Source organism: Mucilaginibacter sp., assembly GCF_041660805.1.
In the GTDB taxonomy this organism is placed as follows: Bacteria; Bacteroidota; Bacteroidia; order Sphingobacteriales; family Sphingobacteriaceae; genus Mucilaginibacter.
This window is the reverse complement of record NZ_JBAZVP010000039.1, coordinates 1-14,154: the sequence shown is the minus strand read 5'-3', so window position 1 is coordinate 14,154 and position 14,154 is coordinate 1. Positions and strand designations below refer to the sequence as shown.

Sequence of the window (14,154 nt, the reverse complement as noted above, 5' to 3'; positions counted from 1 at the left end):
ATCTGCTTAATTTGAAACCATACTATTAAGGCTTTCTTCCAGTAATCGTTTTACTTCTGGCCTGCAAGATCCGCACCCTGTGCCGGCACCTGTAGCCAAACATATGTCTTTAAGATTATCGCAGCCAGATGCTATTTTATTAATAATATTTTGGCTGCCAACATTATTACAACTGCAAACCAGTTTCCCCAATACAGGTTCGGCTTTATTGCCGCCACGTAATAATTGAAGGCGTTTTTCGCTCAGCTCTGTCTTGTTAGCTATCAGTTCTTTAAACTCCAGCATCTCACTTTTATCGCCAATTAGTATAGCCCCAACCAAACGGTCATTATGAATAATACATTTTTTGTAATATCGCTTGGCCTTATCAATAAATACTATCTCTTCATAATCGCTATTATCCGGGCATTCCGGTAATCCTATGCTGCAAAGATCAAATCCATTGATCTTTATTATATTCATAAATATGCTACCCTTATAATAGCTTGCAATATCACCATTCATATATTTAGCCATTACCTCCGCTTGCTGTTCTGCTGCAGCGGTAATACCATATAAGGTCCCCTCAAATTCTGCAATTTCGCCAATGGCATATATATCCGGGTCGCTGGTTTGCATTCTTTCGTTCACAATAACCCCGCGTTTGCAGTCAAGGCCGCAGTCTCTTGCTATCTCTAAGTTTGGTGTTGTACCTACCGCAATAATCATGGCATTACACTCAATTTTACGCCCGCTTTTTAAAACCACGCCAGTCAATTTCGATCTGCCGTAAAACAGCTGCACCTCATCGTCATAGTAAATATCGCAACCCTGGTCTACCATTTCTTCGTGCAATAACTGGCTGCCTAATGTATCCAGCTGGCGGTTTAAAAAACGGGATACCCGTTGTACTATCGTAATTTTAATCCCGATCTCGCGCAATGACGCTGCCATTTCCAACCCCAGCAAACCACCACCAACAATAACCACATGGCCGTTTGCCGGAACAAACCGCTTAAAATTATCCGCATCGTTACGGCTGCGCATACTAAATATACCCGGCAATGTTGGTACGTTTTTGGGGATAGTTGCCCTGCTGCCTGTAGCTATCAGCAAAACATCGTAAGATGTTTTAATGCCGCGCGAATCGGTAACTTGTTTATTTATCCGATCTATCTTCTCTATACTTATCCCTCTTAAAAGCGAAATATTATACGCGGGTTCTTCTTCATCTTTCATTTTTACCAGCTGCTCCCATTTCTGTTCGCCACTTATGTAATCAGGCAGCATTACACGGTTATAAAATGGATGGTTTTCTTTGCTGAAAATTGTGATCTGGTCATCAGGATTTAATTCCCGGTATGATTTAACAAAGCCATATGCACCCGCCCCGGCACCAATAACCACAATACGCTGAAAAGGCTTTTGGTATCTCTTTACGTTGACGGCACAATACTTAAAATCCGGTTCTTTAGATATTGGGTCAATCAAGTCATTGGTGACATTATTAGTTCTGTTCAGGTCATTATTTAATACTTTGCCCCAGTGCATGGGTAAAAACACCACGCCAGGCTTTATTTGTGCCGATAATTTTGCCTGCACCTGTACCTCGCCCCTTCTTGATGAAATGGTTACAATATCCGCTTCATTAATTTGCAGGCACGCTGCATCTGCAGGATGTATCTCTACAAAGGCTTGCTTATAATGCTGATTAAGCTTGTTCACTTTCCCTGTCTTACTCATGGTATGCCATTGATCGCGTATGCGGCCCGTGGTAAGTATAAACGGATAATCATTATCAGGCTTTTCACTCGTCAGAATATCCGGAACAGCACTGATCGTGGCTTTTTTTGATGGTGTATAGAAAAGCTTATCGGTAAACAATCGTTGTGTACCCTGGGTCCGGCTCTTTTTTTTATAAGGCCATTGTACGGTTTTGTTCTCCTTTAAAATAGCATAGCTTAATCCACTGATATCTATATTGGTTTTAGCGGTAAGTTTCGCGTGTTCTGCATAAATAGCAGCTGGGTTTTCAAAATCAAATCCTTTATAGCCCATTTTACGGGCAAAGCGGCAAATGATCTCGGCATCAGGTAAGGCTTCGCCCGGCGGCTCAATTATTTTATTTAAATAACTAATACGTCTTTCAGAATTGGTCATGGTGCCTTCCTTTTCGGCCCAGGCAGCAGCGGGTAAAATCACATCAGCATAGGCCAGTGTTTCCGGCTTATTGCTGATCTCCTGCACAACTACAAACTTTGCTTTTTTTAAGGCTTCTTCGGCAAGGCGAACATTTGGCAGGCTGGTTAACGGGTTGGTACACATTATCCAGATGGCTTTTAAACGGCCGTCGTTCAATGCCTCAAACATTTCTGTAGCAGTTAATCCCGGTTTGGGCTGGATAATGCTGCCGCCCCAGAATTTTTGAACCTCTTCCCTGTGAATAGGGTTATTTAACTCACGGTGGGCCGGAAGTAAATTGGCTAAACCTCCGACCTCTCTGCCGCCCATAGCATTTGGTTGTCCCGTAAGCGAAAAGGGGCCAGAACCGGGTTTACCGATATGGCCTGTAATTAAATTGAGGTTAATAAGACTAAGGTTTTTGTTAACTCCTATGGCGCTTTGGTTAAGCCCCATTGTCCACATGGTGATAAATCCCTTTGCTTCACCAATATACTTTGCCGCCAGGCGAATGCTGCTTTCGCTTACCCCGCAGATCTGCGCTAATTCTGAAAGTGTCTTTTTAAACACCAAATTACTGTATTGTTCAAAACCTTCTGCATGGTTATTTATAAAGTCAATATCAATATCACCGTTCTCAATCAACAACCGGCCAATGGCGTAATTTAAAGTAATATCAGTTCCCGGATTTATAGGCAGGTGCAGATCTGCAATAGCGCAGGTATCCGTAATCCGTGGATCAACAACAATGATCTTTACGTGCGGGTTGGCTGCCTTATGTGCCTCTACCCGGCGCCATAATATAGGGTGGCACCATGCCGGGTTACCTCCTGTAATAAAAAAGCAATCAGCAAGTTCAATATCGTCATAACAAACCGGAACAGCATCCTCGCCCAGGGCTATTTTATAGGCCGCTACAGCACTGCTCATGCACAAACGCGAATTAGTATCAATATTATTACTGCCAATAAACCCTTTCATCAGTTTATTAACCACGTAATATTCTTCCGTTAGGCATTGCCCCGATGCATAGAAAGCAACAGAATCCGGACCGTATTTATCAATAAAGGTTTTAAATACGGCGGCGGTACGGTCAAGGGCTTCGTCCCAGCTTACCTGCTGTAAGGGCATACTTTTATTATAACGCATTTGCGGATACAGCAAACGGTCACTTTTATCATTAACCGTATAATGTAAATTAAGGCCCTTACTGCAAAGCATACCCTTATTTACAGGATGATCCTGATCACCAAGCACAGTAATAGCTCCGTTCCTTTCCTTATTTACAACTATACCGCAACCTACGCCACAGTAGCAGCATACAGTTGTTGATGTACCCGATGATGCTTTTACGTCCATTTTTATGCCATGCTTTCTACCATAACAGAAATTTCTGTTTGATTACTTGTTACCGGTTTTTTAATAAATCGGGTTAAAAAAACAATTACGGCTACCACAATAACTGTATAGCCTATATAAGTGAATGCCTGTACATAGGTAATTGAGTCAGATTTAAAAAGAAAACCAAACATCATTCCTCCCAGGTTACCGCCTGCACCAACAATGCCGCTTATCATCCCAACATTTTTTGAGTTAATAAAAGGTACAATACCATAAGTAGCCCCGTTAGCCATCTTAAGAAATAGCGCGAATGAAAGCATAGAAACAATAGCTATCAATAAAGTACCGGATTGCGCAAATAATATCAAGCCGGCCCCCTCAAGCAGCAAAACACCGGCAAGCAATAAACCCTTGCCCCGCATACCAAATTTGTGACCAACCTTGTCAGATACAATGCCACCCAATGCACGTGCAAATAAATTCATAAACCCAAATACACCAGCCCAAAAACCTGCCTGACTTTGGGACAAGTGAAATGAATCAACAAAATGCAGTGAGGCCACATTATCAAAAGTGATCTCCATGCCAAAGCACATGGCATAAGCTAGCGTTAAGGCCCATACCCTCCAGTCTGCAAGTATCTTCCAATCGGTTTTTGATGATTTACCAGTGGTATATCCTATCTCATCATAATTGCCATTGGGCGTATCCTTAGTGTATTTTGAATATAAGTAGGCTATAACAAGCATCATAACACCCGGTACTATCATTGCATAGCGCCACGCATCTGCCTTGGTATAACCAAAACCCACAATAGCGGCAAATATTAACGGCATTACCATATTGGTTACCCCACCCCCCAGGTTACCCCAGCCACCGGTAACTGCATTAGCCGTTCCCTTTATTTTAGGGGCAAACATCATGGAAGTATGAAACTGTGTAATTACAAAAGATGCACCTATAATACCAATAGCCAACCTGAACAATAAAAATGTAGCATAATCATGTGCAAGGCCTACAAAAAACACAGGCAACGATCCCACAATTAGCAGCCTTATTGCTGTTTTACGAGGCCCCCAGGTATCGCAAAGTTTGCCTATGATAAGCCGGGCAATTATAGTTGCTGATACCGATGCTATAATAATATTACCTACCTGTCCCTTAGTTAAATGCAGTTCGGCGCGAATGGTTGGCATTAAAGGCGCCAACCCAAACCAACCGAAAAAACATACAAAAAACATAAGCCAGGTAATGTGAAAAGTGCGCATTTGTACACCTTTCATTGAAAATATATTGAGTTTGGTTAGTTGCTTTTCCATTGTGATATTTTATTGTTTATTAAGAAATTCAGGTTTGATGTTTAGTTGCAGGTAAGCCCAAAATGGGTGCATGCCTGATGAGCCGGGTACGATATTCTTGGCATATTCCATACTGCGGGTAGCAGCCATATAGGAAAGGCCCAGATCAATACCAGTAAATTTATTTAGCTTATAGCCTGTAGTGAGGTCAAATTCCGATCCGAGATGTTTGCTAACAGGCTGCCCACTTATGTCTTTTTGATCCTGCGCCAGCATAAAATAATGGCCGGCCAGCTCAGTGCTAAAACGTTTGTTAGGTGATGCAAACTTTGCTTTTAAATACAGGTTGCTTAAGCCGCCTGTGGGTGCCCCGCTTACTGCATAGAAATAGTCCATGTATCCCCAAAACTTATGGGGTGTGCCATACAAAGGGTCAAACCTGTGATTAGTTGTTGAAGTTGAATAAGCATCGTTGCCTGAAAGATAATCCCATCCGGCAGTATAACTTAAATTGGCTGGCTTATAGGTTAAGGATGCTGTAAAAGTATAAGCATTTAAAGTTAAGCCATCCTTATCATGCCCACCCTGGTAGTAATAACCACCAGTTAATCCCAACTGATTTTTATCTCCGAAAACAGGGGTAATCAATAAGCCGGTGGTATAGCGTGTGTTTACACCCGTTTGATTAAAACGCTTACCATATATATAACCTACATCTGTACCGCTAACGTTTTTTACTGAATCAAGAATATATCTGCCAAACTGGTCGGCCAGGAAAAGGCCCGAAATGTTAGTTTTATTGATTTTCCTGGCGACATACAAATATTGAAGGGCTTTGTAATTTTGATTTAAGGCATTTGTACCGGGAGCGTTTAAAAAAGCCGGGCTGCCGTTTTTTGCGCTGATACCCGCGCTATTAATTAAAGGGATTAATCCGGATGGGGTATTGGCCAGGTTACCCTTACTATCTTTTACAGTGGCCGGTACATTAGCGGGGGTATAATAAGTACCGTTATAATTTATAGCCTCAGAATTTTGATTAAATGCGGCGCCAATATCAAGCCGCCAGCCTTTTTGCAGCAACTTTAACACAATAGCATCATGCCGCCGGCCTTGTTGCAACCAATCAGAGTTACCAAGTAAGCGCTCATCATCATAAACCAGTTCCTGGCGGCCTATTTTAACAGAAAAGTAATCAACCGGCGATATTTTAAATGAAGAGTCGCTTTTGTTGGATAATATGAGTTCGGCCCATGCTTCATGTAGGCCCAGCTTATTGCCATCTGCACTGCTTATAGTTGATGCATCCTGCCCCCACAATCTTACATCCTGTATTGAAGTATGAAAAATCAGATTGCTCCATTTATAATTGAACGTTAAACGCGTTCGTTGTGAAATAAAGGCAGCATTTTTGTAACCCGTGGTTTGTAATGTGCCGTAACCACTCCTCAATTCACCTCTTGCCCGTAATTGCCCAACAATTGATACCTGTGCTTTAACATTTAAGCTACAGGCAGATAATATTATAATTATTGGGATAGAAAGCGCAATAGTGTATTGGTTTAATACATTTTTGTACATTTGAAATAGTTTTTAATTTGTTAAAGCAATGAAAACTGTTTAACCCTGTTCGGGAATGCGACCTCCCGGCAGGGCTTTTTTATGTTGTGTAATTATTAATTTATCACCATGGGCATTTATTTGTTTAAATATTAATAAATTATTGGTTTCATTATTATAAATATATCTAATTTAATTTAATTAATCAACGAAATCTTAATTATGATTAATTTTTATGATTTAAATCATATTTAATAGCGTTTTTTATTAAAAAAGTAAAAATCCACATTAACAAATTAGAGAAAATACGAAGTTTACAACATAATTTTAAACATACATTGCATTTATTACGCTAATTAGTAATTACTTTGCCAATAATTATTGACAAAACAGTGCGCCAACGACAAAATGTTAATATTTTTATCCATACTATTTGATATAATTATAATAAAACCACACAATGCCCATCAAATAAAGCCAAACTGTTACCATTATAATGCTTTAAACTGTTTATTCTTCTTAAATGATACAAAAAACCAATATCTGCGATACCAAAAGTTGCTTTATGTGCAAGAATTGCCTCTCAGAATGGAAATCTGCAATAGCTGCCAATAAAACCAATTTAAAAGTTAAGAAAGGTGAGATCATTTTTAAAGAAGGCGATCCGGTTACAGGTATTTACTTTGTTTATACAGGATTAGTAAAAGTTTACAAAAAATGGGACACTGAAAAGGAGTTGATTATACGCTTTGCCAAAGAAGGTGCAATTTTTGGCCACCGTGGCCTGGGGAAAAATGACACCTACCCTGTATCGGCATCGGCAATGGAAGCGGGGATAGTTTGCTACATCAGCCTGGATTTTTTTGAGGCCACCTTAAAAGTAAATACAAATTTTACTTACCAGTTATTAATGTTCTTTGCTGATGAGTTAAGAGAATCTGAACGAAAAATGCGCAACCTTGCACATATGCCCGTTAAAGGGCGGGTATCTGAAGCATTGATGGCATTGCAAAAACAGTTTGGAACAAATCATGATGGCTTTATAAATATCGGTATGAGCCGGCAAGACCTGGCATCCTATTGCGGCGCAACTTATGAAACCGTATTCAGAATGATTAATGAACTTGTGCATGACGGCCTTATAAGTATTTCAGCAAAAAGCATCAGGATAAATAATCTTGATGCGCTCTCTATTTTGGCACAGGACGTTATGTTTCCCTAATTAGTTAAACAATACCTACATACACTTTCCCATCCGCTACCTTAACAGGATAAGTTTTAATCTGATATTCATCTCCGCTTAAACATTCGCCGTTAATTAAAGAAAATGTCTTTTTGTGGAACGGACAGGCTACTTTGGGGTTACAATCATCACCTGTGCTTCCTATCATCCCCCGCGATAATACCATCTGCTGTTTATGCGGACATAAGTTTTGCGTGGCATACCACTCATTGCGGCGGGCGAAATTATATATCGCTATCTGTTCATCACCATGTTTCATGCAGGCGCCGCCGTTTGCCGGCACATCGTCAGCATAACAAGCCAATACCCATTCAATATCTGTTACTGTTTCCATATTATCATTTAATAGAATAGTGATATAATTAATTATATGTTCATGCTACCACTGGGCTTTCACCTGCTGGCGCATAGGTTCAAATTTTATATTGGGATCTTTTGCCTGGGGTGCATTTACAAAGTGGGCAAAACGCTTACGCAGATCGGCATTATCTACAACTTCCTTCCACTCGCAGTGATAAGTGTTTACCAACTCCTGCATTTCTTCTTCAAGCTGTTCCACTATACCCAAACTATCATTGATCACCACATTTTTAAGATAGCTCATCCCGCCCTCCATTTTGTTGAGCCAGGTTGCAGTACGCGTTAAAGGATCGGCAGTTTTAATGTAAAACATCAGAAACCTGTCGAGATATCTCATACACGTTTCATTATCAATATCTGTTGCCAGTAACTGAGCATGCTGCGGTTTAGAACCGCCGTTACCGCATACGTATAAATTCCACCCTTTTTCGGTTGCTATAACCCCAAAGTCCTTTGCCTGTGCTTCGGCGCACTCGCGCACACAGCCGCTTACACCGCCTTTTAATTTATGAGGCGAACGCACCCCTTTATAACGTTCTTCTATTTCGATAGCAAATGACACACTATCATGCAAACCAAACCTGCACCATGTGCTACCTACGCAACTTTTTACAGTACGCAAGGCTTTACCATAGGCATGCCCGCTTTCAAAACCCGCATCTATCAACTCTTCCCATATCTGCGGAAGATCATTTACATGCGCACCGAACATATCTATACGCTGACCACCCGTTATTTTGGTATAAAGCCCGTACTTTTTGGCTACCTGCCCAATAACAATAAGCTTATCCGGAGTGATCTCCCCGCCGGGGATACGCGGCACCACAGAATAGGTACCGCCTTTTTGAATGTTGGCCAAATAACGGTCATTACTATCCTGTATAGTATCCTGCTTAACAATCACATCATTCCACAAGCTGGATAAAACACCCGCGATAACCGGCTTACACACTTCGCAGCCATCGCCCTTTCCGAAATGATCAAGTACCAGATCGTAATTTTTAACCTTGTTTATTTTGACCAGGTCATACAACTCCTGTCTTGAATAATCAAAATGTTCACATATTACATTTTTAACATACTGGCCGTTGGCTTTTAATGCCCCTGTGATGAGATCCTTTACCAATGGAACACAACCACCACACCCCGTACCGGCCTTTGTACATTTCTTTATACTGTCAATATTTGTTGCGCCATCGTTTACCGCGTTGCAAATAGATAGCTTGCTCACCGCCTCGCATGAACATACAAGCGCATCATCAGGCAGGCTCATTGCGCCGGCATTTTCACCAGCATCGCCCCCCCTTGAGCCTAATATAAGGTCTTCCGGATTTGGCGGAAGTACTATTTTATTGTTAACTGTTTGGAGTAAAATATTGTAAGCATCAGCATCGCCAATTAAAATGCCGCCTAACAGGTATTTACCGTCATTGCTAATATTTATACGTTTATATATGCCTTTATAGGTATCTTCAAAAACAAGGGTACGGCAATCAGGCTCGGTTATAAAGGCATCGCCAAAGCTGGCTACATCCACACCTATTAGTTTAAGCTTAGTGCTCATATCATAACCGTAAAATGCCTTACTGCCACCGGTTAACCAGGCAGCCACAATGTCGGCCATTTCATAACCCGGCGCCACTAAGCCATAGATCATTCCTTCATAAAGCGCGCACTCACCAATGGCAAATATGAACTCATCACTGGTTTGCATCTTTTCGTTCACTATAATTCCCCCGCGGGTACCTACCTGCAAACCTGCCAACTTAGCTAACTCATCGCGCGGGCGTATCCCTGCAGATATCACCATCATATCTACCGCCAGCGTACTATCATCATTAAAGCGCAGGGCCTCAATTTTACTTTCACCTATAAAGCTTGCTGTGCTTTTATTAAGATGAATATTTAACCCCAGGGCTTTTAGTTTTGATGTCAGCATGCCACTTCCGGCAGAGTCTATCTGGCGGGGCATTAACCTTGGTGCAAATTCAATAACATGTGTTTCTGTTATACCCAAATCTATCAACGCCTTTGCAGCTTCGAGCCCTAAAAGCCCACCACCCATAACCGCGCCAGTTTTAACATTTGCAGAATAAGCTTTAATCTGATCCAGATCTTCAATAGTACGGTATACAAATACCCCTTCTTTTTCTACGCCTGGTATGTCGGGCACAAAAGCCGAAGAACCTGTTGCCAGCACCAGGTAATCATATTTTAAAGTAATACCGCTTAATGAATGAATTGCTTTCCTGGAACGATCAATTTCCTGCACAGGATCATTTAGGTATAAAGCAATACCGTTTTCCTCATACCAAGAACTTGAAGATAGTGAAAGATCATCGGCAGACTTACCATTAAAGTATTCACTTAAATGAACTCTATCGTAAGCTATGAGGGATTCCTCGCCAAATACAACAATATTAAAATGAGATGATTTGGCTACCAGTTTTTCACAAAACTTATAACCTACCATTCCATTGCCTATAACTATGATGGTTTGCTGTGGCATGTTCATTTTTAAATTTGTTAAAGCATTTTCTAATTAAAAATACATTTAGTTGCGACCGAAATGCATTTACAGTAACAATATTAACAATTAATTGATTAAAATCATATAAATAACCGATAAAATTTAAGATTTAATTTACTTTTTATGATATTAGCAATATAATTTGTTAAAAAAACGCTATTTTTATAATTATTATATAAAATAACGCTTCTTATATACATGTTTCTTCCTTAAATTAGAATCATAGAGATTTTAAATACAGGAAATAGACTTTTAATCATTAAAATTAAAGAAAATGGAAAATAATGAGATTTTTCCTGAATTATTTGTGTTAGGTGCAGGTCCGGGCGACCCTGATCTAATAACTGTTAAGGGTTATAAGCTTTTACAGGAAGCCGATGTTATACTATATGATAACCTGGCTAACAAGGATCTTTTAGCTATTACAAAAGAAAGCTGTGAGAAAATATATGTTGGCAAGCAACCCTACGGGAATTATACGCCGCAGGAAACCATACATGAAATGATTAAACACTATGCTTTTACTAAAGGTAAAGTAGTAAGATTAAAAGGCGGCGACCCTTTTATTTTTGGCAGGGGTTTTGAAGAGGTCATCTTTGCCCGCCAACATGGAATAAAAACACATTTTATACCTGGGATTACCAGTATGCAGGCATCGGGTTTTCTGGATATACCATTAACCCACCGGGCTGTAAGCGAAGGTGTATGGATGATAACCGGCACCAAAAAAGATGGTTCATTATCTGCCGACCTGAAATTGGCCATGCAAAGCAATGCCACTGTTGTTATTTATATGGGCATGAAACAAATAGCTACTATAACAGCAACTTATTTAGAAGAAGGTAAAGCCGATATGCCTGCAGCAATTATTCAGCATGCATCGTTGCCACACCAAAAATGCGTTAAAGGCCTTGTTAAAGACCTCCCTGATATAGTTGCTAAACATCAATTAACTTATCCGGCTATTATTATTATAGGAGAAGTAGCAGGGTTAGAAACACAAACAAACTTACTATATAACGAAGTAATAACAAATTATGAAAATTCGCATCAAGGGAAATTCGTTGCGCTACAGGCTCACTAAAACAGATGTAGAATGTTTCGCGAAGCATGGGTACCTGGAAGAGATCACAGATTTTGGAGGGCAGCGTTTTATATATGCGTTACAACGCTATAGTTTACCTAATTTAACTGCCCATCTCCAAAACAATTGCATAACTTTATTTATGCCTGCAGATATGGCTAATGAATGGGTTGCAACTGAAAAGGTTGGATTTGAAAGCACTGATAATGAGTTATACTTATTGATAGAAAAGGATTTTAAATGCCTGGATGATGTAGCCGAGGATCAAAGCGATAATTACCCTAATCCGCTTAAAAAATAGTTTATTGAAGCTATTTGTTAGACAATAACGGCTACATGCCATTTTCTCCACAAAGGTTGCAGCCTGTATAGGGTTTCCCTATTTTCGCTGCGATCATTTATGAAAGTAATTATTGCTGAAAAGCCTTCTGTAGGGCGAGAGATCGCTAAAGTATTTGGAGCCACCACAAAAAAGGATGGCTATATAGAGGGCAAAGGATATACGTTTACCTGGGCTTTTGGGCATTTACTGCAACTGGCCCCGCCGCAGAAATATGGGTATTACGGCTGGAATGTGCAAAACCTGCCAATGCTGCCTTCAAAATTCAAACTATCTATTCGTAAAATCAAAACCAAGGATGGTATGGTAGAAGATCCGGGTGTTAGAAAGCAGCTGGATATTATTAAGGCTTTGTTTGATGAAGCAACTGAGATCATTGTTGCAACAGATGCGGGGCGGGAGGGCGAATTGATCTTCCGTTATATTTACTATTACCTGAAGTGTAAAAAACCATTTAAACGATTATGGATCTCATCGCAAACCGATGCAGCTATTAAAGAAGGGTTCCGTAATCTAAAACCGGGTACAGATTATGATACGCTGTTTAATTCGGCGCATTGCCGTTCTCAGTCCGACTGGCTGGTTGGCATGAACGCCACACAGGCATTGAGCCTATCGTCCGGCACAAGGTCCGTATTATCTTTAGGGCGTGTGCAAACCCCTACCCTTGCAATGATCTGCGCACGTTATTTAGAGAACAAAAACTTTGTGCCGCAAACTTATTTCCAGGTAAGTATCCAACCGGATAAAAATGGGCAGGCTTTTAAAGCTATTTCTGATAAAAGCTTTAAAACGAAAGAAGAGGCGCAAGCGATATTAGAACAGGTAGAGGATGTTGCCTCAGGTTTCTCACAGGGCGGGCATATTTTAAGCGTGGAAGCTAAGCCCCGCAAAGAACCACCACCTTTATTGCATGATCTGAGCAGCCTGCAGCAAGAGGCAAATAAGCGCAAAGGGTTTACTGCCGACCAAACACTTACCCTACTGCAAAACCTGTATGAAAGCAAACTGGTGACATACCCCCGTACAGGCAGCCGCTATATAGGAGATGATGTTTTTGCGGAAGTACCGGCGTTAATCGGCAAGTTCAATGATCACCCTGACTTTGGCAAACAAGCCACATTGCTGTCAAGTACAAAACTTAACAAACGAAGTGTTAATGCCAAAAAAGTAACGGATCATCATGCGATATTGCCCACGGGTGAAACACCTAACCAGCTTTCGGCAGAGCAACAGGTCATTTATAATATGGTAACAGGCCGCATGCTGGAAGCATTTCATCAGGATTGCATCAAGGAGATCACAAAGATCACGGTACGATCCGGATCAAAGTTTATTGCCAGCGGAACGATAATACAGACAGCAGGTTGGCGGGCAGTTTTCAATGATAAGGACGAGGAGAAAGCAGATGAAGAAAACGCAACCTTACCAAAAGTACAGATGGGTGAAAACCTGCCGGTAACCGATAAAACGCTATTAGAAAAACAAACCAAACCCAAACCGCTCTACAACGAAGCCAGTTTATTAAAAGCACTGGAAACCGCGGGCAAGGAAATTGATGACGAGGAACTGCGCCAGGCAATGAAAGATAGCGGACTTGGCACACCCGCCACCCGGGCAGCCATGATAGAAACGCTTCTTAAACGCAATTATATCGCCCGCGAAAAGAAGAACCTGGTACCTACACATACGGGGTTAGCGGTATACGATGTGGTTAAAAACCAACAGATTGCCCAGGCGGAATTAACAGGCAACTGGGAAAAACGGCTGGAAGAGATCCGCAGCGGCGCTTCTGTAATGGAATTCCAGGAAGAGATCAAGATCTATACCCGCGCCATTACGCAAGAATTACTTAAAGCAGGCAAGGGAATAGTGATCAAAGCATCTTAAAACGCTAAACGGTTTTTATTTAATATGATCTCATCAATACATTTACCTATAGTGTTTAACAAATAAGCATCCAGGATGTCTTCATTTCGTTGTAACCATTGATTGCCTGATTTAAATAGCATAGCTGCTTTGCCATCAGTAAACTGGATCTTCCATACTTTCCAACTTTTATATAATTCAGTAGTGATCTGTATTAATTGTGTAGTACCGTCGGCTAATTTGATCTTGTAATTCATTGGGTAAAAGATAAACGTTAAAGTAAAAATCTGTTTATTCCATATGCTGTAATTTATATTAAATACGTAAAAAGATACGGGTTATTGTATGTTATTGTGCACTAAAATTGCC

Annotated in this window: 10 protein-coding genes; 4 read left to right on the top strand and 6 right to left on the bottom strand. The window is 40.7% G+C overall.

Translation table 11 applies throughout. The annotated features are described in order from the left end of the window. Positions 1-6 precede the first annotated feature (6 nt). From WC743_RS25600 to WC743_RS25590, 3 genes are read right to left on the bottom strand one after another with little or no spacing between them, the layout of a single operon-like run. A complete protein-coding gene (locus tag WC743_RS25600) occupies positions 7-3,519 on the bottom strand; it encodes a molybdopterin-dependent oxidoreductase (protein WP_373016399.1) in 3,513 nt (1,170 codons plus the stop codon). Positions 3,520-3,521: 2 nt separating this feature from the next. After that, positions 3,522-4,820, bottom strand: a complete 1,299-nt coding sequence (locus WC743_RS25595; protein ID WP_373016398.1) for an MFS transporter — start codon at positions 4,818-4,820, stop codon at positions 3,522-3,524. Between the two features lie 9 nt (positions 4,821-4,829). Continuing rightward, complete coding sequence (locus WC743_RS25590) at positions 4,830-6,380, bottom strand: alginate export family protein (RefSeq protein WP_373016397.1); 1,551 nt, start codon at positions 6,378-6,380, stop codon at positions 4,830-4,832. Positions 6,381-6,882: 502 nt separating this feature from the next. On the opposite strand from WC743_RS25590, the gene WC743_RS25585 reads away from it, so the two are divergent. Then, positions 6,883-7,581, top strand: a complete 699-nt coding sequence (locus tag WC743_RS25585; RefSeq protein ID WP_373016396.1) for a Crp/Fnr family transcriptional regulator — start codon at positions 6,883-6,885, stop codon at positions 7,579-7,581. A 4-nt stretch (positions 7,582-7,585) separates the two neighbouring features. Here WC743_RS25585 and nirD read toward each other — a convergent pair whose 3' ends face one another. Then, positions 7,586-7,936 (bottom strand): nitrite reductase small subunit NirD, encoded by a 351-nt coding sequence (gene nirD / locus WC743_RS25580; protein ID WP_373016395.1) that lies wholly within the window; start codon positions 7,934-7,936, stop codon positions 7,586-7,588. 45 nt (positions 7,937-7,981) lie between these two features. Further along, on the bottom strand, positions 7,982-10,477 hold the full coding sequence (gene nirB, locus WC743_RS25575; protein WP_373016394.1) for a nitrite reductase large subunit NirB: 2,496 nt from the start codon (positions 10,475-10,477) through the stop codon (positions 7,982-7,984). Positions 10,478-10,766: 289 nt separating this feature from the next. Here nirB and cobA point away from each other — a divergent pair, with 289 nt between their 5' ends. The 3 genes from cobA (at position 10,767) to WC743_RS25560 (ending at position 13,806) form a co-directional block, all read left to right on the top strand. After that, entirely contained in the window at positions 10,767-11,576 is an 810-nt protein-coding gene (cobA, locus tag WC743_RS25570; protein WP_373016393.1) for a uroporphyrinogen-III C-methyltransferase, read from the top strand. Further along, on the top strand, positions 11,530-11,877 hold the full coding sequence (locus WC743_RS25565; RefSeq protein WP_373016392.1) for a hypothetical protein: 348 nt from the start codon (positions 11,530-11,532) through the stop codon (positions 11,875-11,877). The genes cobA and WC743_RS25565 overlap by 47 nt, the downstream gene beginning before the upstream one ends. A gap of 99 nt (positions 11,878-11,976) precedes the next feature. Continuing rightward, positions 11,977-13,806 carry a DNA topoisomerase 3 gene (locus WC743_RS25560; RefSeq protein ID WP_373016391.1) on the top strand — a complete coding sequence of 610 codons (1,830 nt, stop codon included), beginning with the start codon at positions 11,977-11,979 and terminating at the stop codon, positions 13,804-13,806. Here WC743_RS25560 and WC743_RS25555 read toward each other — a convergent pair. Beyond that, positions 13,803-14,042: a hypothetical protein gene (locus WC743_RS25555; RefSeq protein ID WP_373016390.1), complete on the bottom strand. Its 240-nt coding sequence runs from the start codon at positions 14,040-14,042 to the stop codon at positions 13,803-13,805. The genes WC743_RS25560 and WC743_RS25555 overlap by 4 nt on opposite strands. Between the last annotated feature and the right edge of the window lie 112 nt (positions 14,043-14,154).

Coding starts and splice junctions, on each gene's coding strand:
- WC743_RS25600 (WP_373016399.1), bottom strand. CDS start 3,519: ATGGACGTAAAAGCATCATCGGGTACATCAACAACTGTATGCTGCTAC.
- WC743_RS25595 (WP_373016398.1), bottom strand. CDS start 4,820: ATGGAAAAGCAACTAACCAAACTCAATATATTTTCAATGAAAGGTGTA.
- WC743_RS25590 (WP_373016397.1), bottom strand. CDS start 6,380: ATGTACAAAAATGTATTAAACCAATACACTATTGCGCTTTCTATCCCA.
- WC743_RS25585 (WP_373016396.1), top strand. CDS start 6,883: ATGATACAAAAAACCAATATCTGCGATACCAAAAGTTGCTTTATGTGC.
- nirD (WP_373016395.1), bottom strand. CDS start 7,936: ATGGAAACAGTAACAGATATTGAATGGGTATTGGCTTGTTATGCTGAC.
- nirB (WP_373016394.1), bottom strand. CDS start 10,477: ATGAACATGCCACAGCAAACCATCATAGTTATAGGCAATGGAATGGTA.
- cobA (WP_373016393.1), top strand. CDS start 10,767: ATGGAAAATAATGAGATTTTTCCTGAATTATTTGTGTTAGGTGCAGGT.
- WC743_RS25565 (WP_373016392.1), top strand. CDS start 11,530: ATGAAAATTCGCATCAAGGGAAATTCGTTGCGCTACAGGCTCACTAAA.
- WC743_RS25560 (WP_373016391.1), top strand. CDS start 11,977: ATGAAAGTAATTATTGCTGAAAAGCCTTCTGTAGGGCGAGAGATCGCT.
- WC743_RS25555 (WP_373016390.1), bottom strand. CDS start 14,042: ATGAATTACAAGATCAAATTAGCCGACGGTACTACACAATTAATACAG.